Below are 21,283 nucleotides of genomic sequence, written 5' to 3'. Positions count from 1 at the left end.
ACTTCGCTCTTATCTCGCCACCGCAGCCCGGCGCAGCCGGTCATTGATCGCTTCGCCCAGTTCGTCTTCGGGGATCGTCATCACCGCGATGGCCCGTGGCCCCTTCGCATCGAGGGCGCGAAGATAGCCGAACAGATTGGCGGCGGCTTCATCGAGATCACCGGTGGGCGACAAGTTCATGACAGCGACGGCAGCATCGACGCCAGGCAGGCGCTCAGAGCCAAACGCCAGCAGCGCTTCGCCGGCCGCAACGTCCTGCGCGCGAAGCCGCACGCTGGCGCGCGGCGCGTAATGCGAGGCCAGCATGCCCGGTGCCAGCGGCTGGCTGTCGCAGCTTTCGGCCTCCACCGGCGGCCGCGCCAGGGGCGTACCCAGCACCGCCTCGATCCGCTCGCGCGACAGCCCGCCGGGGCGCAGCAGCATCGGCGCGTCGAGGCAGCCGACAATGGTCGATTCGACGCCGACCGTAACAGCCCCGCCGTCGACGATCAGGTCGATCCGCCCCGCCAGGTCGCTCTCGACATGGGCCGCCAGCGTCGGCGAGACGTGGCCGGAGATATTGGCGGACGGCGCCACCACGGCGCCGCCGAAGGCGCGCAGGATCGCCTGCGCCACCTCGTGGGCGGGGATGCGAATCGCGACCGTGTCGAGGCCCGCGGTGGCGAGATCCACCACCGGGCAGTCCTCCGCCTTCGGCACCACCAGCGTCAGCGGCCCCGGCCAGAACGCTTCCGCGAGCCTCAACGCGCGGGCGTCGAACCGGCCGATCCGCCGTGCGGCGGCAATATCGGCGACATGGGCGATCAGCGGATTGAAAGCCGGCCGCCCCTTGGCGGCGTAGAGATGGGCGATCGCGGCGGCATTGGCCGCATCCGCCCCGAGCCCGTAGACGGTCTCGGTCGGAAACGCGACCAGCCCGCCGGCGGCCAGCGTGCGGGCCGCAGCCTCGGCGCCGGCCTCGCCGGCCGGTAAAATCAGCGTTTCAAGACCCGTTTTCACAGGGACAAAATTCCTCATGCCGGCCGCTTGCAGTGCGCCGAACCCGCCGCTATAAGCCGCCTTCTTGTCGGAGTGTGGCTCAGCCCGGTAGAGCACTGCGTTCGGGACGCAGGGGTCGCAGGTTCGAATCCTGCCACTCCGACCATTCTTCCAAAAGTTGACGTTTTCCCAAAAGTTGACGTTTTCCAGAGGCTTGGCGGACCGGCCGCCAGCGCCTCGGGAGCGCCTTTCTGCAACGATTTTCAGATCGGGTCCACGGCCGATTTGCACGGGCGGGGCGGTCTGTTGCGGCGGCATGGCTTGTTGCGGCCCAAGGGGCCGGACCCGACCGACCGGACGGCTCGGCATGCCCCCAGCAGCCCCTTTTCCGCGCGGCGTTCCCCTCGGGCGCCGGTCGCGCGATATGCTACCTAGCGATATCGTCCCGGTCCGGAGCCCAGATGCAAACTCCTCGTCCAGCTCTGCGGCGGCACACGCTGACGGGCGCTCTCTCGCTTGCGGTGATCGCGGCGGTGGGCTGGCTGGCCTACGTTCTCGCGCTGGATGCAGGGTTTGCGCGCATGCAGCGGGAGGGCAATGACCGGCTTGCGCTGATTGCAAGCACCTTCGACGCGACCGTCGCGCGCTATCGCTATTTGCCGGCGGTTCTGTCGCTCGCCGATCCCATCCGCGAGCTCTACCGCGATCCCCACGACGCATCGGCGACCGCCGCCGCGAATCGCTACCTCAAATCGCTCAACCAGGGAGCTCGATCGGCCGAGCTGTATGTCCTCGACAGCACCGGTCTCGCTCTGGCGGCGAGCAATTTCGACCAGGATTCGAGTTTCGTCGGACACAATTACGCGTTCCGCGCCTACTTCCTGGACGCCATGCGCGCCGGCGAGGGCCATTACTACGCCGTCGGCGCCACCACGGGACAGCCCGGCTATTTCCTGTCGCATCGGATCGTGGAGGGCGGCAAAACCCTCGGCGTCGCCGTGGTCAAGATCGATCTCGGTTCGCTCGAGTCCGACTGGGCGCGGGCCGGCGACCTCGTGGCGATGGAGGACGAGAACGGCGTGATCTTCCTCGCCAGCCGCGAGGACTGGAAATATCGTCCCCTGCTCCCGATCCCTGCCGAGCGGCTCGCTGAACTGAACGCCGTACAGCAATTCGGTCAGGCGATCGACGCCGCTCCAATCTTCGTGCCCGAGCGCGACCGTCAGCGCATCCAGATCGGTCGCGCGCGAGGCCGCGGCAATGCCGAGTTCGGGGAATACGCCCTTCAGGTCCATCCGCACGATCAGGGCTGGAAGCTGCTCCTGTTCTCGGACGTCGCGGATGCCAAGCGCAGTGCGGCGACCGTCGCGATCGCGAGCGTCCTGGCTCTCGTCGCCTCGCTGCTGGTCGTGCTGGTTGCCTGGCAGCGGCGGCAGGCCGTCAGGGCGAAGCTCGAGGCGCATGACGTTCTCGAGCGGCGCGTGGCCGAGCGCACCGAAGAGCTGCGCCGGACCATGGAAAGCCTGGTGCAGAGCGCCAAGCTCGCGAGCCTCGGCCAGGCGCTTGCCGGCGTCGCGCACGAGATCAACCAGCCGCTCGCGGCGCTGATCACCTATGTCGCGAGCAGTCGCGTCCTGCTCCGCCGCAACGAGGTCGATCGCGCGGCCGCCAACCTCGACCTGATGTCATCGATCGCCGAGCGCATGATGGCACTGATCGATCACCTGCGCATGTTCGCGCGCAAGGAGACTGGGACGCGCAGCGCTGTAGAGCTGGCGCCTGTCATCGACAATGCGGTCCGCCTGTTGCAATACCGCATCGACCACGAGCATATCGAGGTGGTGCGCGAGGCGCCTGCCGAGCCGCTCCATAGCCTTGCCAATCCGATCCGGCTCGAGCAGGTCGTCGTCAATCTGCTGTCGAATGCGATCGATGCGATGCGCGATTGCGAGCGGCGGGTGCTCCAGGTCCGGCTCGGCCGCCGCGACGACAGCGCTGTGATCGAGGTCGGCGACACCGGCGCCGGCATCGCACCCGAGCACCTCAAATCGCTGTTCGACCCGTTCTTCACCACCAAGGAGATCGGCGAGGGGCTTGGCCTCGGGCTCTCGATCTCGTACGGAATCGTCAGGGAGTTCGGAGGAGATATCTTGGTGGAGAGCGCGCCGGGCAAAGGCTCGACTTTCAAGGTCGTCATTCCGGTCGTGGATGTCGCGCCGGTTTCCCAGCAATCGGAACTGCAGGCATGAGCGGGTCCTTGCTCGTCGTCGATGACGAGGAGATCGTCCGCAATTCGGTGCGGCAGTGGCTGGAGCTGGGTGGGTTCACGGTCCGGGTTGCCGCGGGCGCGGACGAGGCCATGCGCCTCGTGAAGGAAACTCCGCCCGACGCCGTGCTGACCGATTTTCGCATGCCGCAGCGATCCGGGCTCGAGTTGATGCGCGACATTCGCCGCGCCGATCCTGATATTCCCGTCGTGCTCCTGACCGCGCATGGCGACGTGCCTCTGGCGGTCGCTGCGATGCGCGAGGGCGCCTACGATTTCCTGCAGAAGCCTCATGATCCCGAGCTGCTCTCGGCAGTCATGACCCGCGCGATCGAGCGGCGACAGTTGAAATTGCAGCTTCGCCAGCTCTCGGATCGTCTCGCCGCGCCCGGCGAGATCGATGCCCGCCTGATCGGCCTGTCGAAGCCGATGGTCGCGGTGCGTGCCAGCGTGCTCGAGCTCGCCGGTCACGATCGCGACGTGATCGTCACCGGCGAGACCGGAACCGGCAAGGAGGTGGTGGCGCGGGCCCTGCACGATTTCGGCCCGCGCGCGAAGGCGCCTTTCGTTGCCGTGAACTGCGCCGCGATCCCGGCCGAATTGTTCGAAAGCGAATTGTTCGGCCATGAGGCCGGCGCCTTCACCGGCGCACGTGGCGCCCGCATCGGAAAGTTCGAGCACGCGAGTGGCGGCACGCTGTTGCTCGACGAGATCGAAAGCATGCCGCTTCCGTTCCAGGCCAAGATCCTGCGGGCGCTGCAGGAGCGCGCGATCGAGCGGGTCGGGTCCAACAAGCTGCTGCCGGTCGACGTTCGCGTCATCGCGGCAGCCAAGGGTGATCTCGCGGCCGACAGCCGCCAGGGGCGCTTCCGCTCCGATCTTTACTTCCGTCTTGCGGCGGCGGAGGTTCACCTGCCGGCGCTGCGCGAGCGCGGCAATGACGTCCTGCTGCTGTTCGAGCATTTTGCCGCCGCTGCCGCCCAGGGCGCGGGCCGCACGATGTCGCCGCTGCGGGCGGACGATCTCGATGCGCTGCTCGCCCATGACTGGCCTGGCAATGTGCGCGAGCTGAAGAACGTCGCCGAACGCTATGCGCTGGGACTGGTCGCGACCGGTCGCAGCGTCGCCGAGATCCTTCGACGCGGCGAACCGGGAGCGCCGCAGCGGTCGCTCGCCGACCGTGTTGCGGCCTACGAGCGTGCGCTGATCGAGGCCGCCTTGCGCGAGCATGACTGGTCGATTGCCGCCGTCACCGAGGAGCTCGGCGTGCCGCGCCGGACGCTGAACGAGAAGATGGCGAAATACGCGCTGGCGCGGCCCGGCCGCAAGGAGCCCTGAGCCGGCGATTGATCGGCGGAAATCCGCCGATGTCGACATTTGCATCGGCGGATTCTTGCCGACGCTCCCGCCCTCGCGTGGCCGTCATCCTCAAAAAGCTGCGCAATTTACGGCAATTCCCACCGTTTTCGCGTGCCGCTCACGATTGGCACGGCCGTTGCTGAAGCAGCGCCGAAGCCATCCGGTTTTCCAATAAATCTGCGGAGGACGTCGTGAGTTCACAGGAAGCCTCAATTCAGACTGTCGGAGCGCCCGTCACGGAGCAGCGTGCCGATATCACCGACATGAAGCGCCGGTTGCGCGCGATCTTCGTCGGCTCGGTCGGCAATCTCGTCGAGTGGTACGATTTCTACGCCTATGCGGCGTTCTCCCTGTATTTCGCCAAGGCGTTCTTCCCTGATGGCGACGAGGTGGTGCAGCAGCTCAATGCGGCGCTGCTGTTTGCTGCGGGCTTCCTGGTGCGCCCGCTCGGCGGCTGGATGTTCGGCCATCTGGCCGATCGCTATGGCCGGCGCAACGCGCTGACGCTGTCCGTCGTGATGATGTGCTTCGGGTCGCTGATCATTGCGGTGACACCGACTTATGCTTCGATCGGTCTGGCCGCTCCCGTCATCCTTGGCCTTGCGCGGGTCCTGCAGGGGCTGAGCCTCGGCGGCGAATACGGCACCAGCGCCACCTATCTCAGTGAGGTCGCCGACGAGAAGAATCGCGGCTTCTACTCCAGCTTCCAGTACGTGACCCTGATCGGCGGGCAGCTCTGCGCCATCCTCGTGCTGCTTCTCCTGCAGAAGGTGTTTCTCTCGACTGACGAGATCCGGGCCTGGGGCTGGCGCGTGCCGTTTGCGTTCGGTGCCGTGCTCGCGGTCGTCGCGGCCTTGATGCGGAGCAATCTGCACGAGACCGACGCCTTCAAGAGCAGCCAGGCCGCGGTGAAGAAATCCAGCTCGATCCGCGCGCTGCTGAACTACCCGCGCGAGCTGATGCTCGTGGTGGGGCTGACCATGGGCGGCACGGCGGCATTCTACACCTACACCACCTATATGCAGAAATTCCTCCGCCTGTCGGTGAAGCTGACCGACGACCAGACCACCATGGTGACAGCGGGAAGCCTCGTCTTCGCGATGGTGCTGCAACCGGTCTACGGTGCGATCTCCGACCGCATCGGGCGCAAATGGCTGCTGATCGGCTTCGGCGTGTCCGGCACGTTGTTCACCATTCCCTTGCTGACGACCCTGCAGGCCACGCACGATGCATTTTCCGCCTTCCTGCTGATCGCCGCCGCCTGGATGATCGTGTCGGGCTATACCGCGATCAATGCGGTGGTGAAGGCGGAACTGTTTCCGACCAGCGTACGCGCAACGGGCGTCGGGGTGCCCTATGCGCTGACCGTCTCGATCTTCGGCGGTACCGCCGAATCGATCGCGTTATGGTTCAAGTCGATCGGCCACGAAAGCTGGTTCTACTGGTATCTGACCGGCTGCATCGCGGTTTCGCTGCTGGTCTATCTGACGATGCGCGACACCAAGGCGACGTCCGCGATGGATCGTCACGAATAGGTCGGGATCCCCGGGCGGGCGGTGGGGTTCCTCACCGCCTTGCCACCACCACGCCCACCAGAAACGCCACCATCAGCGCCGGCAGCGGGGCCTCGCGCACCATGCCGCGCACGATGTCCGGCCAGTGCTGCTCCGGGACCAGCCTCGGAGATCGCACGTTGGGCGCGGGCTCGATGTCCCAGTGTGAGGCGAGTTCGGCGATCTCGCTTTGTGCCAGCCGGACGCCGTCGCGGACGCGGAAGATCGCAGTCTCCGAGCGTTCGCGCGGCGCGAGCGTCGTCAGTGTCGCGATTGCCGTGCGTAGCGTCATCTCGCCAAAGCCTTGCAGCCGCACCTGCTCTTCGGGATCGGACGTCATGCGAAATCCCTTACAATGCGAAATGGCGCGCGAGGGCGAAGGCCGCCGTCGCGCACAGGACCAACGTGGACACCGCGCCGGCCACGCCGCGCGCGAGATGGGTTCGCGTCAGGTGCCTGGTCATGATCGTGCTCCATGCTCTCATGGAAATGACGGCGAGAGAGGTTGGTTCCTCGCGCGACCGAGAGGGAGCGACGGGTTTCGCTGCGCTCTACCCATCCTACGCAATGCCGAATCGCCAGGGGGTGACTACTTCCGCAGCAACTCGCTCAGTGCCGCCGTGGCCTCGGCGCAGCGGATATCGTCGATCTCGCGCGACAGGCTGAGCGCGCTTGCTCTCAGTTCTTCCAGCTTCCAGCTCTCCGGATGCTGGTTTTCGAGCTGACCGAGACGCTTGTTCAGATCGTCCAGTCTGGATTGGAGCTGCCCGATGCTGGCGTCCCCATTCACTTTCCAAACGCGTTGTGCGCGCATCGTCGTTCCCCTGATAGTCTCACGGCCTTGTGAGAGCGGTTCGTGGCCGGAATGGGAGTTTGTTTTGTCCGGCTTCAGACGGTGGGGAACCGTTGCAGATTCGCAACGAAGTTCCGGAATTCTGATGCGCGGCCGCCGGACGCTGCACAATGATACCCACAGGCATGGAATTTGATTGTGCCTCGTCGCGACGATGGGTCGAGCCGGCCTGTGCGCGCGGTGCGCTGCTCGATAGGCTCAAGGCCCGATGCACTCCGGAAGACGAGGGAATGAGGCGTGGCGAGATTCGTAACTATCGCAGCCGGCCAGCTTGGCCCGATCGCAAGGACCGCGAGCAGGACGGAAGTTGTCGCCCGGCTGATGGCCTTGATGCGCGAGGCGAAAGCCGGCGGCTGCGATCTGATCGTCTATCCCGAGCTTGCGCTGACGACGTTTTTTCCGCGCTGGTATTTTGAGGATCAGGCCGAGATCGACAGTTTTTTCGAGCGCGAGATGCCGGGGCCGGAGACGCGTGCCCTGTTCGATCTCGCCCGCGAGATCGGCATCGGCTTCTATCTCGGTTATGCCGAGCTGACGGTCGAGGACGGAATTGTCCGGCGCTACAACACGTCCATTCTGGTCGACAAGAGCGGCGCGATCGTCTCGAAGTATCGCAAAGTCCATCTGCCCGGCCATGCCGAGCCCGAGCCGTGGCGGAAATTTCAGCATCTGGAAAAGCGCTACTTCGAGCCGGGCAGCGGTTTTGGCGTGACCGAGGCCTTCGGCGGCGTGATGGGCATGGCGATCTGCAACGACCGCCGCTGGAGCGAGACCTACCGGGTGATGGGCCTGCAGGGCGTCGAGATGGTGCTGATCGGCTACAACACGCCGGTGCACAATCCGCCCGCGCCCGAGCATGACGATCTCTCGCTGTTCCACAACCATCTGGTGATGCAGGCCGGCGCCTACCAGAACGGCACTTTCGTGGTCGGCGTCGCCAAGGCCGGCGTCGAGGAGGGGGTGGATCACATCGGCGGCAGCTGCATCATCGCGCCCTCGGGCGAGATCATCGCGCGATGCACGACCAAGGGCGACGAGATCGCGCTGGCGCGCTGCGATCTCGACCTCTGCAACTCCTACAAGCGCACCACCTTCAATTTCGACCTTCACCGCCAGCCGCAGGCTTATGGGATGATCGTGGAACGGAAGGGGCGATCCATCATGGCGGACGGAATGCCGGTGCCGGAGTGATCTCCCGTAGCCCGGATGGAGCTGGCGCTCCATCCGGGCTACGAGGCCGGACCTGTGTCGCCCTCTGTCAATCCTCGCGCGGAAAAATATTCCACTTTACCGAAATTCGGTTTCGGCGTATGTGTCGTCCATCCCGGCTTGACCTTGAGGGGCGATCGCGCGTCGTCACGTTTCGCGAGCCGGGCTTGCGGTGGACGCGGCAGCGTCGGCACGAGATGGTAGCGGGCAGGGCGGGTAGTCCCTGTGAGCCCGAAACCGCGTGCGGACGAGCGACGCTGAACGCGTACGGCAAAACCGTGTGGTCCTGGCCGTCGTTGCTACGGTCAAGCTTCCGCGAAGATGCGAGCGAGCCCAACCGGGCAGACTGCATCATCCAATTCGCGGGGCGAGGGAGGCCAGAGGGAACTCGGCTCCCGGGAGATCACGGCATAAGCCGTCCGACCATCGCGCAGGGAAGGCCGAGTGATCGGCACCACCTGTATGCTGCTGTGCGGTTCTTTCTGCGTGTGCATTTCGCGCAGCGGACCGCGGGTGCGAGCCGGCACCCGGTCTTCCCTGCGCCCTCTTGGATTGGAGGGGCGAAAGATGAAGCAAAGCTCGGGCGAAATCCGCCGCGAGGCTGCGAAGGCATGTCTGCAACCACATACGCGCTGTCATCGCCCGGCCTTGACCGGGCGATCCAGTATTCCAGAGGCCGTAATGATTGAACCGAGAAGCTGCGGCGTACTGGATTCCCCGCTTTCGCGGGGAATGACGGCGTCATTTGGAGAAGCAACCTACCGCCCCACACTCCAATCCAGAATCTTTCCGCGGAAAGACTCTGGATTGCTTCGTCGCAAGGGCTCCTCGCAACGACGATGTGAAGGCAGACGTGCGCCTCACTCCGCTCTCGTGCCCCGGACGCTGCGCAGCACGAAGTGGTGCGCTGCAGAGCCGGGGCCCATCCATCCGCAGCGCGCCCTGTCGCTTTCTGGGTCCCGGCTCTGCGCAGCGTCACTGCGTGCCGCAGCGCGTCCGGGACACGCGCGCCTGGACGCGATCCCACCCCATCACAACCACGTGTCTTTATTAGGGAGCAATCATTCCCTATTATGCCGCGATGCAAAAAGCCGTCCGCCGATCCCAGTCTGCCCCCCGTCCGCCCGGTCGTCCCCGTGAATTCGACATGGCCACGGCGCTGGACCGCGCCGTGCGGGTGTTTCGGGAGCGCGGCTATCATGCGACCTCCATCGGCGACCTTACCGCGGCGATGCGGCTGGCGACGGGAAGCATCTACAAGGCGTTTCGCGACAAGCATGCGGTGTTCCTGGCCGCCTTCGAGCGCTATACGGCGCTGCGCCAGGAGCAGACCCGCAGCGCCGCCCGGCGCGGCACAAACGGCCGCGATCGGATCCGCAACGTGCTGCTGTCCTATGTCGCGCAGTCCCAGGGCGCCGAGGGACGGCGCGGCTGCCTCGTGGTCGGCAGCGCGGTCGAATTGTCGGCGGTCGATTCTGTCGTCGCCGCCCGCGTCGGTGCGCAGCTCAAGATCAACGAAGACTTCATCGCCGGCCTCATTCGCGAGGGGCAGGCCGACGGCTCGATCCCGCGCCATGTCGATGCCGACGACACCGCGCGGCTGATGATCTGCATCACGCAGGGAATGCGCGTCGTCGGCAAGGCGCGCCTGACGCTCGACGGTGAGCGGCTGGTCGGTGTCGCGATGAAGCTGCTCGCCTGAATTTTTTGTCACTTTAGGGAACGATCGTTCCCTATTCTGGAGTCAACGAATGACGATGAATGCCACGATCGAGACCGCGCCGGATGCGGTGTCGCAGCGCCTGACCTTCGTGCTTGCCGCGGCCTGCGGCATGATCGCGGCCAACATCTACTATGCGCAGCCGCTGATCGCCCCGATCAGCGCCGCGCTCGGCCTGTCGCACGCAGCTAGCGGGCTGATCGTCACCATGACGCAGATCGGCTACGGCACCGGGCTGCTGCTGATCGTGCCGCTCGGCGATCTCGTCGAGAACCGCATCCTGATCTGCTCCGTCATCACGCTCGGCGCGGCGGCCCTGCTCGCCGCCGCGTTCGCCACCCATGCGACGCCGTTCCTGATCGCCGCGCTGTTCATCGGCCTCGGTTCGGTCGCGGTGCAGATCATCATTCCCTATGCCGCGCATCTGGCGCCGGAAGCCATTCGCGGCCGCGTCGTCGGCAACGTCTCGACCGGCCTGATGCTCGGCATCATGCTGGCGCGTCCGGTGTCGAGCTTCGTCACCTCGGCGCTGTCGTGGCACGCAGTGTTCTTCGCCTCCGCCGCGCTGATGATCGTGCTGACGGCTGTGCTCTGGATGACGCTGCCGATCCGCAGGCCGGTGACGCGGATGCACTATGGCGAGCTGTTGCTGTCGATGCCGCATCTGGTGCGGGCCACGCCGCTGCTGCGGCGCCGGGCGCTCTATCAGGCCAGCCTGTTCGGCTGCTTCACCCTGTTCTGGACAGTGGCGCCGCTTCAGCTCGCGGATGCGTTCGGCTTCACCCAGCGCGGCATCGCGCTGTTCGCGCTGGCCGGTGTGGCCGGCGTGTTCGCGGCGCCAATCGCCGGACGGCTCGCCGATCGCGGCCACAGCCGCATCGCGACACTGGTCGCGATGCTGCTCGCGGCCGGGGGCTTCCTCGTGACCTATATCGGCGCGCCCGGCTCGATGCTGAACCTGGTCGGTCTGGTCGTGGCGGCAATTGCCATCGACGTCGGTGTCCAGGGCAACGTCGTGCTCGGTTTCCGCGCCATCTTCGCGCTCGGGCACGAGCACCGCAGCCGCCTCAACGGCCTCTACATGGCGACGTTCTTCACGGCCGGCGCCGCCGGCTCCGCAATCGGCGCCTGGGCCTTCGCGCAAGGCGGCTGGACGCTCGCATCGGCCATCGGCCTCGCTCTGCCCGTCATCGGCTTGCTCTATGCGGCGATGGAATAGACGGCGGTCGCAGCAATTGTGCGATGCGGCCGTTTACCAGGCCGCGGGAGGCAGCCGGGTGATGCAATTTGCATCTCGCGATTTCGGTGCTGCTGTAGTACTTTGGTCTCAAGCGGGCCCGGTCAATGGGCGGCAGGGGGAGGCTGATGAGGCGTGCGGGGCTGTTTGGCGTACCGCGGGTACGGCCATGGTCGTGGCAGGCGTTTCTGCTCGGATGCGTCGTTGTCGCCATGTCGGCTGCGTTTCAGGGCGTTTGCGTTGCGCTCGGCGCAAAGCTCTATTTTGCAGCGTTCCTGCCCGGCCTGTTCGTGCTCGGCCTTGTAGCAGGCACGCCGGCGGCGGGGTTTGCCGCGCTGTTCACCATTCCCCTCGTGTGGTGGGCATTCATTCCGCCCTTCTTCGAGTTCAACGCGCTATCCAGCGCAAATACCGATTCCATCAACCTGTTCTGCCTGCTCGCCGTGCTGCTGATTGGCCTTGCCGATCTCTGCCGCGAGATGATGAGGATCGTCAGCCGGGGCGGGCTGAAGTCCCCGGGCGAAAGCGCGGCAACGAATCCGCAATAATTCGCTCTCGAGGTCGTCCTTGCGCGACCGTGCACGTTGCGTGCGCGCAACAGTCCGGCAACCATCCGCGAGCTTGCTGCGCGCCGCTAACTTTTCGAAAAAGATTTGGCCGCAGTTTCTCCCCCGGGAATGACGAGGGAGTTTTCGGACATGAACGGTCACGCCATCTTGGAGAATGTGCGCCGCTACCGCGGCATCGCATCGCTCTATCGCCAGACCGCTGCGTTCCGCCCGGGCCAGAGCTGGTCGCTGCTGGAGCAGGCGAGCGATTGGGAAGCGCGGGCGCTCTTGGAGCTGGAAGCCTATTTCGCGGCACGCGCGGACTTCGCCGCCCCGCTTGCAGCCTGATCGTTAACCATCGCTCACGATATGATGGTCAGATCGGGCGCGGGCACCACGAATTGTCCGCCCCAGGCGCGAACCTCCGCCAGCTGGGCGATGATCTCGTCCTTCAGATTCCAGGGCAGGATGAAGACGTAGTCGGGCCTGGCCGCGATCAGGGCGGCGGGATTGCGGATCGGCAGATGCGTTCCCGGAAGCAGCAGACCCTGCTTGTGCGGATTGCGGTCCACGGTGAACGGAATCAGCTCGCGCGTGACGTCGCAATAATTGAGCAGCGTGTTGCCCTTCGCGGGCGCGCCGTAGGCCAGCACCGTCTTGCCCGCGCGCCGCGCCGCGACGAGAAAGTCGCGGATCGTCTCGCGCTTCGCCGCCACCTTGGCCTGAAAGTCACGATAGATCGCGGGCCGGTCGAGCCCCGCCGTGGTCTCGCGTTGGCGCAAGCTCTCGAGTGCAGACGAGCCGCTCGGAGGCGCAGCTTCGCTGCAGACGTGCAGACGGAGCGAGCCGCCATGGGTCGGCAATTCATCCACGTCGAAGACGCGCAGCGCATGTGCGCGAAAGACTGTCTCGATGGTCGCCAGCGAGAAGTACGACAGATGCTCGTGATAGATCGTGTCGAACTGGATGGCTCCGATCAGGTGCAACAGATGCGGAAGCTCCAGCGTCGCGCGCCCGGTCTCGGGCAGGAGGATGCGCAGGCCCGCGACGAAATCGTTGATATCAGGGACGTGCGGCAACACGTTGTTGGCAACGATCAGCTCGGGCCTGTGGCCTTCCGCGCGCAGCGCGGTCGCGACGTCGCGACCGAAATAGCAGGTCCGGGTCGGGATCCCCTTGGCGATTGCAGCTGTCGCCGGGCCGCTGGCCGGCTCGATCCCGAGCGCGCGGATGCCGGCGTGCTGGAAATACTGCAGCAGATATCCGTCATTGCTGGCGATCTCGATCACCTCGGACGCTGCTCCGAGCTTCGCGCGGACGATCATCTCGGCGGCGTAGCTCTCCGCATGAAGCAGCCAGCTCTCGGAATAGGACGAATAATAGAGATACTGGTCGAAGATGTTGGCCGCAGGCTCGAATTGCGGAAGCTGCACCAGCCCGCAGGCGCCGCACGCACGGGCATGCAGCGGATAGGTTGGCTCGGTCGCATCCGCCCGCTCCGGCGGCAGATAAGAATTCGCCAAAGGCGACAGGCCGAGATCGACGAAGGTCTCGTCGAGCTCCCGCGTGCAAAAGTGGCATCGGTGCCTGTCCATGAACGGATCGTCCCGTTGTGCCGTCGTGCCGCGGCTGTTAGTGAATTCTCTCAAGCCACGGAAATTCCGACAACGTTGCGCATGATGCAACCCAAAAGGCGTTTCGGTGAACCGACGTTCGCAATGGCGGCGTCGCGGTGCGGGGGCCCGGGATGAAGTTCACTGCATTGGCGCTGCCAGGCGTGGTTGAGATCGGCATCGAACCGGAGACCGACGCGCGCGGATTCTTCGCCCGGCTGTTCGATACTGAGGCCTTCGCGGCGCAGGGCCTGCCGACGCATTTCGCGCAACAGAGCCTCTCGCATAACGAGCGCGCCGGCACGTTGCGCGGCCTGCACTACCAGGCCGGCCGGCCGGAGGCCAAGCTGGTGCGGTGCGTTGCCGGCCGCGCTTTCGACGTGATCGTCGATCTGCGCCGGTCGCTGCCGACCTACGGACAATGGTGCTCGGTCGAGCTCGCCGCCGGCCGTGGCAATGCCGTATTCATTCCCGCCGGATGCGCGCACGGCTTCCAGACGCTCGTCGATGCGACCGAGCTGATGTATTGCATCGATGTGCCCTATGACGCGCAAGGCGCGGCCGGCATTCGCTGGGACGATCCATCGCTCGCGATCGACTGGCCGCTTGCCGATCCTATTCTGTCCGCGCGCGACCGCGCGCTGCCGTGTCTCGCATGACGCGGGTGCTGGTCACGGGCGCTTCCGGATTCCTGGGCCGTGCGCTGTTGCCTGTGCTGGTCGATCGCGGCTTGGAGGTCCACGGCGTCGCGCGCTCGGCTCAACCGGCAGCGGCGGGCGTGATCTGGCATGCGGCTGATCTCCTCACCGAAGCCGGCCGTGTGCACGCGCTGTCTGAGTCGCGTCCGACGCACCTGGTTCATCTCGCCTGGGAAGTCCGGCCGGGCCGTTATCGCGAAGATCCGGTCAACCGGCTCTGGGCTGAGGCGAGCATTGACCTGCTGTCGCGCGCGCGGGCCTGCGGCGTCAGCCGGATCCTCGGCATCGGAAGCTGCCTCGAATACGGACCGCAGAGCGGCCCATGTGATGAGCGCATCAGCCCATGCCGCCCCACGACATTGTACGGTCAAGCCAAGCTCGCTGCGGCCGAAGCCTACATCGCGGCAGGCGCCGTCTGGGGCCGCGTGTTTGTCCCGTTCGGCCCGCACGAGCCCGAGGCGCGCCTGATCCCTGCGCTGATCCGAAGCCTTCGCGCGGGACAAAACTTCGACTGCTCGCATGGCGGGCAGCTGCGCGATTTCGCCTATGTCGATGACCTCGCGCGGATGATCGCCGCCGTGCTCGACAGCGAGCTCTCTGGTGTCGTCAATCTCGCCAGCGGCGAAGTGCGCAGCCTGCGCAGCGTGATCGAGCATGTCGCAGGTCTCCTCAAAGCACGCCATCTGGTCAGGTTCGGCGCCGTCGATGCAACGGGCGTCGACGCCGAACCGATCATTGCCGCCGACGTCCGCCGCCTCCGCGACGTGATCGCGGGCGTGCCGGTCATCGGATTCGAGGAGGGCGCCGCGCGCGCTCTGGCATGGTGGATCGACCGTCTGCCGGGGAGGGGATGACGTGCGGTCTCCTCGCAACAGGCCGGCGGCAAGCGGCACCCGTGGCAATTACGGAGTTGTCTGGCTGCCTGCCTGTGCTAGCAACAGGCCGACCGAAATCTCCTTCACGTCGGCCGGGGCAAGCGATGACCACGTTCAACCGCATCTTCACGACGGAGCGTCTGCTCCAGATCATCGTGATCCTGGCGGCGACCGTCGCCATGAAGCTGATGAGCTGAGTGCCGGCCGGTTATCGTGCGCTGAACTCGGGCACCTCGGGCAGATAGTTCGACCCCTCCGAGCCCAGAAAATCGAACATCGCCTGCGCCGGCGGCAGCAGTACCTTGTCGCTGCGGCGGATCACGTACCATTGCCGCACGATCGGCAGGCCCGCGACGTCGAGCACGATGAGTCGGCCCTCGGTGAGCTCATGTGCCACCGTGTGGGCCGAGATGAAGGCGATGCCGAGCCCGGCGATCACCGCCTGCTTGATGGTCTCGTTGCTGCTCATCTCCATGCCGATGATCGGCTCGAGGTCGGACTTCTGGAACATGCCCTCCATCAGCGTCCGCGTGCCCGAGCCGGGTTCGCGGGTGAGGAAGGTCTCGTGCACGAGGTCGGTGAGGTTGAGGCCGGAATCGTTCTCCAGCCAGTGTCCCTTGCGTGCGACGATGATGTGCGGATTGCGCCCGAGCTGGCGGACGTCGACGGTGACGTCGGCCGGTGGCCGACCCATCACCGCGAAATCGAGGTCGTAGCCGTGCATGGCCTCGCGGATCTCCTCGCGATTGCCGATGGTCAGCTTGATCTCGATCTTGGGGTACCGCTTGGAGAACGCCGCGATCGCATGCGGCACGAAATACTTCGCGGTCGAGACCGCGCCGAGATGCACGGTGCCGCCGGTCCGCCCCGCGAGCAGGTCGAGCGCGCCCTGGCAGTCCATGATGGCGGCCTCGACCCGTTCGGCCAGCGTCAGCACCTCCTTGCCGGCCTCCGTCAGCAGCATGCCGTCGCCGGTCCGCTGCACCAGCGGCAGGCCAGCGAGGTCCTGAAGCTGCCGGAGTTGCTGGGTCACGGCCGGCTGGGTCAGCCCGAGATGGCCGGACGCCGCCGTCACGCTGCCCTTAGCCGAGAGCGCCGCAAGCGAGCGCAGCTGCCGGATCGTCAGATGCCGGAGCTGGGCCGCCGCATGGCTGGGGCCATTATAAGAAAATTCTTTGACGCTCATTATGAATAGAAATTTTCCTTATTAAGCTGCCCCTGTCAATCTCCTGATGCCGGGACTGACCGTACCGACCTCCAGAGGGGAGGGAACTGGATACGGCGCCGGCAGAGGGGATGCGCAGATGACCGGGCAACTGAGGCTGGACGACCATCTTCAACGGTATTCCGAGACCGCGCCTCACGCGCTTGCGGTGGCGGCCGCGGTCGATGCCATCGCGGCGGCGGCCATCGAGATCGCCGACCTGATCGCCACCGGAGATCTCGCCGACGCCTCCGGCCTGACCACCGGCCGCAACAGCGACGGCGACGTCCAGCGCGATCTCGACGTGCAGGCGGATGCGATCCTGCGCCGCTATCTCAGCAAGCTGCCGATCGCAGCGCTCGCCTCGGAAGAGATGCGCGAAGCCCAGATCTGCGATCGCGACGGCCGCATCTGCATCGCGATCGATCCGCTCGACGGCTCCTCCAACATCGACATCAACATGACGGTCGGCACGATCTTCTCGATCCTGCCCGCGCCGGACGACCTCTCGCTCGCCTTCCATCAGCGCGGCTCGGCGCAGCTTGCGGCAGGCTTCGTCACCTACGGGCCCCAGACCTCGCTGGTGCTGACGCTCGGCGAGGGCGTCGACATCTTCACGCTCGATCGCAAGGCGGGCTGCTTCCGCCTCGCGCGCAGCGGCGCGCAGATCGCCGAGGCCTGCGAGGAGTTCGCGATCAACGCGTCGAACCGCCGGCACTGGGATTCGCCGGTGCGTGCCTTCGTCGACGAGTGCCTCGCCGGCGTCGAAGGGCCCGCCAACCACGATTTCAACATGCGCTGGGTCGGCTCGCTGGTTGCCGAGGCCTATCGCATCCTCACCCGGGGCGGCGTCTTCCTCTATCCCTCGGACGCGCGCCCCGGCTATGGCGACGGCCGCCTGCGCCTGACTTACGAGGCGCATCCGATGGCCATGATCATCGAGCAGGCCGGCGGCTCCGCCACAACGGGACGCGAGCGCATCCTCGATCTCTCGGCGCAGAACCTGCACCAGCGCGTGCCGCTGATCATGGGCTCGAGCAACGAGGTGCGCCGGGTCGAGGAACTGCATTGCGATCCGCTGCTGGTTGCCAGCGTCTCAGCGCCGCTGTTCGCGCGGCGCGGATTCTTCCGGCTGTGAGGAGGGCGTCCGATGTCCAGGAAGCATCCCATCATCTCTATCACCGGCTCCTCCGGCGCCGGCACCACCTCGGTCAAGAAGACGTTCGAGCAGATTTTCTTCCGCGAGAAAGTCAACGCGGCCTACATCGAGGGTGACGCCTTCCATCGCTACGACCGCGTCGAGATGCGCGCGCAGATGGCGAAGGAGGCCGATCGCGGCAACAAGCACTTCAGCCATTTCAGCCCCGAGACCAACCTGTTCGAGGAGCTGGAGCGCGCGTTCCGCGATTATGGCGAGACCGGCACCGCGACGACACGGCACTACGTGCATGACGCCGAGGAGTCCGCACTGCATGGCACGGCGCCCGGCACCTTCACCGATTGGAAGCGGCTGCCGGAGAATTCGGACCTGCTGTTCTACGAGGGCCTGCACGGCGCCGTCGTCACCGACAAGGTCAATGTCGCGCGCTATGCCGACCTCAAGATCGGCGTCGTGCCGGTCATCAATCTCGAATGGATCCAGAAGCTGCATCGCGATCGCAGCGCGCGGGGCTATTCGACCGAGGCCGTCACCGACACCATCCTGCGGCGGATGCCCGACTACATCCACTATATCTGCCCGCAATTCACCGAAACCGACATCAACTTCCAGCGCGTGCCGACGGTGGACACCTCCAATCCGTTCGTCGCGCGCTGGATCCCGACGCCGGACGAATCCATGGTGGTGATCCGCTTCAAGAATCCGCGCGGCATCGACTTCCCCTATCTGCTCTCGATGTTGCCGCAGAGCTGGATGTCCCGCGCGAACTCGATCGTGTGTCCCGGCGCGAAGCTCGATCTCGCCATGCAGTTGATCCTGACGCCGCTGATCATGCAGTTGATCGAGCGCAAGCGCAGCTTGAAGTGAACGAGGAGAGAATCCGATGAACATCTCGGTTCATGCCGAAGCCGACCTCACGGCGGTCACGCACAATGATCTCGCCAACGCCGTCCGCTTCCTTGCGGTCGATGCCATCGAGACCTCGCAGTCGGGTCATCCCGGCCTTCCCATGGGCATGGCCGATGTCGCAACCGTGCTGTTCTCGCGCTTCCTGAAATTCGATTCGGCGCATCCTAATTGGCCGGATCGCGACCGCTTCGTGCTGTCGGCGGGCCATGGTTCGATGCTGCTCTATGCGCTGCTGCATCTGACCGGCGGCGACGTTAGCCTCGACGACATCAAGGCGTTCCGGCAATGGGGCTCGAAGACGCCGGGGCATCCGGAATACGGCCACACGCCGGGCGTCGAGATGACGACAGGGCCGCTGGGGCAGGGGATCGCGACCGCGGTCGGCATGGCGCTCGCCGAGCGGATGGCCAATGCGCGGCATGGCGACGGTCTCGTCGATCACTTCACCTATGTGATCGCCGGTGACGGCTGCCTGATGGAGGGCCTCAGCCAGGAAGCGCTCTCGCTCGCCGGCCATCTCGGGCTCGGCCGCCTGATCGTGCTGTTCGACGACAACGGAATCTCCATCGACGGGCCGACCTCGCTGGCAACGTCCGACGACCAGCTCGCGCGTTTCGCGGCGTCGGGCTGGTCGGTGCGCGGCATCGACGGACACGATCCCGAAGCGATCGCGCAGGCGATCGCGGAGGAGCGGGAGACGGCAAAACCGTCGCTGATCGCCTGCCGCACCGTCATCGGTTACGGCGCGCCCGATAGGCAGGGCACGGAGAAAGCCCATGGTGCGCCGCTCGGGACCGAGCAGGCCGCTGCAGCGCGCCGGACGCTGGGTTGGGACTATCAGCCCTTCGTGGTGCCTGTCACGATCCAGAAGGCGTGGCGGATGATCGGGCAACGCGGCCAGGTCGATCGGCTCGCCTGGCTCGATCGCTATGAATGCGTGACGCCCGAGCAGCGCGACATGTTCGTCGAAGGCAAGGCGGTTGCCCTGCCGGCCGCCTATGCGCTGGCCGCGGCGAAATTGCGCGAACGCTTTGCATCCGAACGTCCGAAGCTCGCGACGCGGCAGGCTTCGCAACAGGTGCTCGACGGCATCGCCGGGACAATTGCCGGCTTGGTCGGCGGCTCCGCGGACCTGACGCATTCGAACCTGACGCACGCCAAGGTGCAAGTCCCCGTCAAGCGCGAGGCGTTCGCCGGCGACTACATCCACTACGGCATTCGCGAGCACGGCATGGCCGCCGCGATGAACGGCCTCGCGCTGCATGGCGGCTTCATCCCCTATGGCGGCACGTTCCTCGCGTTTTCCGACTACAGCCGGCCGGCGATCCGCCTTGCGGCCCTGATGCGGCTGCGCGTCATCCATGTGATGACCCACGATTCCATCGGGCTCGGCGAGGACGGTCCGACGCATCAGCCTGTCGAACACCTTGCCGCGCTGCGCGTGATCCCTAACCTGCTGGTATTCCGCCCCGCCGACGCAGTGGAGACGCTGGAAGCCTGGGACTGCGCGCTCAATTCAGAGAATCGTCCGTCCGTGCTGTGCCTGTCGCGTCAGGCGCTGCCGACCTTCCGCAGCGATGCGCGCGGCAGAAACCGCGTCTCACGCGGCGCCTATCTCGTCGTCTCGCCGGACGGCGGCCGCGACGTGACGCTGATCGCAACCGGCTCGGAAGTGTCGATTGCGATGGAAGCCGCCCGCCTGCTCGCGACCGAGCACATCCGCGCCGCCGTGGCGTCCGCGCCTTGCTTCGCCCTGTTCGAGGAGCAGCCGGACGATTACCGCGCCAGCGTGCTCGGAACCGCGCCGCGCGTCGGAATCGAGGCGGCGGTGCAGGGCGACTGGTTGCGGTGGATCGGCTCCGACGGCGAGTTCGTCGGCATGCGCGGCTTCGGCGCCTCGGCGCCGGCGCCGGTGCTGTACCGCGAATTCGGCATCACACCGCAAAGCATTGCGGAAGCCGCCCGCCGGGCGATCGCCCGCAAGAGCCAATAAGGAGGACTTCTCGTGGCCCGTATCACACTTCGCCAACTGCTCGACCATGCCGCCTCTCATGGCTACGCGGTGCCGGCATTCAATATCAACAACATGGAGCAGGGCATCGCGATCATGCAGGCGGCGGCCGAGGTCGATGCGCCCGTCATCATCCAGGCTTCGCGCGGCGCGCGCAGCTACGCCGGCGATCTCATGCTCTCGCACATGATCGACGCCCTGGAGCGGACCTATCCCGACATCCCGCTCTGCATGCACCAGGACCACGGCAATGACGAAGCGACCTGCGCGTCCGCCATCGCCCACGGCTTCACCTCCGTCATGATGGACGGTTCGCTCAAGGCCGACGCCAAGACAGCCGCCGATTACGATTACAACGTCGCGATCACCCGCCGCGTCGTCGATCTCGCCCACTGGGTCGGCGCCTCCGTCGAAGGCGAGCTCGGCGTGCTCGGCTCGCTCGAGCACGGCGGCGGCGAGCAGGAGGATGGTCACGGCGTCGAGGGCACGGTCAGCCACGACCAGCTTCTGACCGATCCCGACCAGGCTGTCGACTTCGTCCGGGCCACCAAGGTCGATGCGCTCGCCATCGCGATGGGCACCTCGCACGGCGCCTACAAGTTCAGCCGGAAGCCTGATGGCGACATCCTGGCGATGCGGGTGGTCGAGGAGATCCATCGCCGGCTGCCGAATACGCACCTCGTCATGCACGGCTCCTCCTCGGTGCCGCAGCCGCTGCAGGACATGTTCAACCAGTTCGGCGGCGAGATGCCGCAGACCTGGGGTGTGCCGGTCGAGGAGATCGTCCGCGGCATCAAGAGCGGCGTGCGCAAGGTCAATATCGACACCGACTGTCGGCTGGCGATGACAGCGGTGTTCCGCAAGGTCGCCGCGCAAACGCGTTCCGAGTTCGACCCGCGCAAATTCCTCAAGCCGGCGATGGACGCGATGCGCGAACTCTGTCGCGACCGTTTCGAGCAGTTCGGTACCGCGGGCCATGCCAGCAAGATCAAGGTCATTCCCTTGAGCGAGATGGCGCGGCGCTATCGCGCCGGCGAGCTCGATCCGCGCGTCGATGCTCGCGAGCCCGTTGCGGCCTAGTCAATCGGAAA

The 21,283-nt window shown here is 65.9% G+C and carries 19 protein-coding genes and 1 tRNA gene; 15 read left to right on the top strand and 5 right to left on the bottom strand.

Annotated elements, in window-relative coordinates; genetic code table 11:
* Positions 1-9 precede the first annotated feature (9 nt).
* Complete coding sequence (locus AABA84_RS24225) at positions 10-999, bottom strand: L-threonylcarbamoyladenylate synthase (protein ID WP_338313450.1); 990 nt, start codon at positions 997-999, stop codon at positions 10-12.
* 68 nt (positions 1,000-1,067) lie between these two features.
* Here AABA84_RS24225 and AABA84_RS24220 point away from each other — a divergent pair.
* From AABA84_RS24220 to AABA84_RS24205, 4 genes are all read left to right on the top strand, one after another.
* Positions 1,068-1,144, top strand: a tRNA-Pro gene (locus AABA84_RS24220).
* A 295-nt stretch (positions 1,145-1,439) separates the two neighbouring features.
* On the top strand, positions 1,440-3,227 hold the full coding sequence (locus AABA84_RS24215) for an ATP-binding protein (RefSeq protein WP_338313448.1): 1,788 nt from the start codon (positions 1,440-1,442) through the stop codon (positions 3,225-3,227).
* Positions 3,224-4,582, top strand: a complete 1,359-nt coding sequence (locus AABA84_RS24210) for a sigma-54-dependent transcriptional regulator (RefSeq protein ID WP_028141619.1) — start codon at positions 3,224-3,226, stop codon at positions 4,580-4,582. Before AABA84_RS24215 ends, AABA84_RS24210 begins: the two co-directional genes overlap by 4 nt.
* 284 nt (positions 4,583-4,866) lie before the next feature.
* Positions 4,867-6,138 (top strand): MFS transporter, encoded by a 1,272-nt coding sequence (locus AABA84_RS24205; RefSeq protein WP_212249378.1) that lies wholly within the window; start codon positions 4,867-4,869, stop codon positions 6,136-6,138.
* 31 nt (positions 6,139-6,169) lie between these two features.
* Here AABA84_RS24205 and AABA84_RS24200 read toward each other — a convergent pair whose 3' ends face one another.
* Positions 6,170-6,496, bottom strand: coding sequence for a hypothetical protein (locus tag AABA84_RS24200; protein ID WP_212249366.1), 327 nt, complete (start codon positions 6,494-6,496; stop codon positions 6,170-6,172).
* Positions 6,497-6,745: 249 nt separating this feature from the next.
* Positions 6,746-6,970: a hypothetical protein gene (locus tag AABA84_RS24195; protein WP_028141616.1), complete on the bottom strand. Its 225-nt coding sequence runs from the start codon at positions 6,968-6,970 to the stop codon at positions 6,746-6,748.
* A 276-nt stretch (positions 6,971-7,246) separates the two neighbouring features.
* On the opposite strand from AABA84_RS24195, the gene AABA84_RS24190 reads away from it, so the two are divergent.
* From AABA84_RS24190 to AABA84_RS24170, 5 genes are all read left to right on the top strand, one after another.
* Entirely contained in the window at positions 7,247-8,200 is a 954-nt protein-coding gene (locus AABA84_RS24190; RefSeq protein WP_338313446.1) for an N-carbamoyl-D-amino-acid hydrolase, read from the top strand.
* Between the two features lie 1,165 nt (positions 8,201-9,365).
* Positions 9,366-9,920, top strand: coding sequence for a TetR/AcrR family transcriptional regulator (locus AABA84_RS24185; RefSeq protein ID WP_338313444.1), 555 nt, complete (start codon positions 9,366-9,368; stop codon positions 9,918-9,920).
* A 49-nt stretch (positions 9,921-9,969) separates the two neighbouring features.
* The gene (locus AABA84_RS24180) at positions 9,970-11,157 is read left to right on the top strand and encodes an MFS transporter (RefSeq protein WP_338313442.1); all 1,188 of its coding nucleotides are present in this window, start codon (positions 9,970-9,972) and stop codon (positions 11,155-11,157) included.
* 146 nt (positions 11,158-11,303) lie between these two features.
* Complete coding sequence (locus AABA84_RS24175; protein ID WP_338308482.1) at positions 11,304-11,723, top strand: DUF4118 domain-containing protein; 420 nt, start codon at positions 11,304-11,306, stop codon at positions 11,721-11,723.
* A 150-nt stretch (positions 11,724-11,873) separates the two neighbouring features.
* Positions 11,874-12,071, top strand: a complete 198-nt coding sequence (locus tag AABA84_RS24170; RefSeq protein WP_338313440.1) for a hypothetical protein — start codon at positions 11,874-11,876, stop codon at positions 12,069-12,071.
* A gap of 14 nt (positions 12,072-12,085) precedes the next feature.
* Here AABA84_RS24170 and AABA84_RS24165 read toward each other — a convergent pair whose 3' ends face one another.
* Positions 12,086-13,318 carry a class I SAM-dependent methyltransferase gene (locus AABA84_RS24165; RefSeq protein ID WP_338313438.1) on the bottom strand — a complete coding sequence of 411 codons (1,233 nt, stop codon included), beginning with the start codon at positions 13,316-13,318 and terminating at the stop codon, positions 12,086-12,088.
* A gap of 152 nt (positions 13,319-13,470) precedes the next feature.
* Here AABA84_RS24165 and rfbC point away from each other — a divergent pair, with 152 nt between their 5' ends.
* Both rfbC and AABA84_RS24155 read left to right on the top strand, forming a co-directional pair.
* Positions 13,471-13,995 carry a dTDP-4-dehydrorhamnose 3,5-epimerase gene (gene rfbC, locus AABA84_RS24160; protein ID WP_338313436.1) on the top strand — a complete coding sequence of 175 codons (525 nt, stop codon included), beginning with the start codon at positions 13,471-13,473 and terminating at the stop codon, positions 13,993-13,995.
* A complete protein-coding gene (locus tag AABA84_RS24155; protein WP_212247607.1) occupies positions 13,992-14,888 on the top strand; it encodes an NAD-dependent epimerase/dehydratase family protein in 897 nt (298 codons plus the stop codon). The genes rfbC and AABA84_RS24155 overlap by 4 nt, the downstream gene beginning before the upstream one ends.
* Positions 14,889-15,117: 229 nt before the next feature.
* On the opposite strand, the gene AABA84_RS24150 is transcribed toward AABA84_RS24155, so the two are convergent.
* A complete protein-coding gene (locus tag AABA84_RS24150) occupies positions 15,118-16,095 on the bottom strand; it encodes a LysR family transcriptional regulator (protein ID WP_212247609.1) in 978 nt (325 codons plus the stop codon).
* A gap of 118 nt (positions 16,096-16,213) precedes the next feature.
* Between AABA84_RS24150 and AABA84_RS24145 the strand changes: the two genes are divergently transcribed.
* The 4 genes from AABA84_RS24145 to fba are packed head-to-tail and all read left to right on the top strand — an operon-like array spanning position 16,214 to position 21,272.
* The gene (locus tag AABA84_RS24145; RefSeq protein ID WP_212247611.1) at positions 16,214-17,251 is read left to right on the top strand and encodes a class 1 fructose-bisphosphatase; all 1,038 of its coding nucleotides are present in this window, start codon (positions 16,214-16,216) and stop codon (positions 17,249-17,251) included.
* Between the two features lie 12 nt (positions 17,252-17,263).
* Positions 17,264-18,139: a phosphoribulokinase gene (locus AABA84_RS24140; protein WP_212247613.1), complete on the top strand. Its 876-nt coding sequence runs from the start codon at positions 17,264-17,266 to the stop codon at positions 18,137-18,139.
* Positions 18,140-18,155: 16 nt separating this feature from the next.
* On the top strand, positions 18,156-20,174 hold the full coding sequence (gene tkt / locus AABA84_RS24135) for a transketolase (RefSeq protein ID WP_338313433.1): 2,019 nt from the start codon (positions 18,156-18,158) through the stop codon (positions 20,172-20,174).
* 12 nt (positions 20,175-20,186) lie between these two features.
* Positions 20,187-21,272 carry a class II fructose-bisphosphate aldolase gene (gene fba, locus AABA84_RS24130; RefSeq protein WP_028144066.1) on the top strand — a complete coding sequence of 362 codons (1,086 nt, stop codon included), beginning with the start codon at positions 20,187-20,189 and terminating at the stop codon, positions 21,270-21,272.
* The last annotated feature ends 11 nt before the right edge of the window (positions 21,273-21,283 follow it).

It is taken from the genome of Bradyrhizobium sp. TM239, assembly GCF_036247985.1.
Taxonomy (GTDB): Bacteria; Pseudomonadota; Alphaproteobacteria; order Rhizobiales; family Xanthobacteraceae; genus Bradyrhizobium; species Bradyrhizobium ottawaense.
The sequence above is the reverse complement of the archived record's forward strand: the minus strand, read 5'-3'. Positions and strand labels throughout refer to the sequence as shown.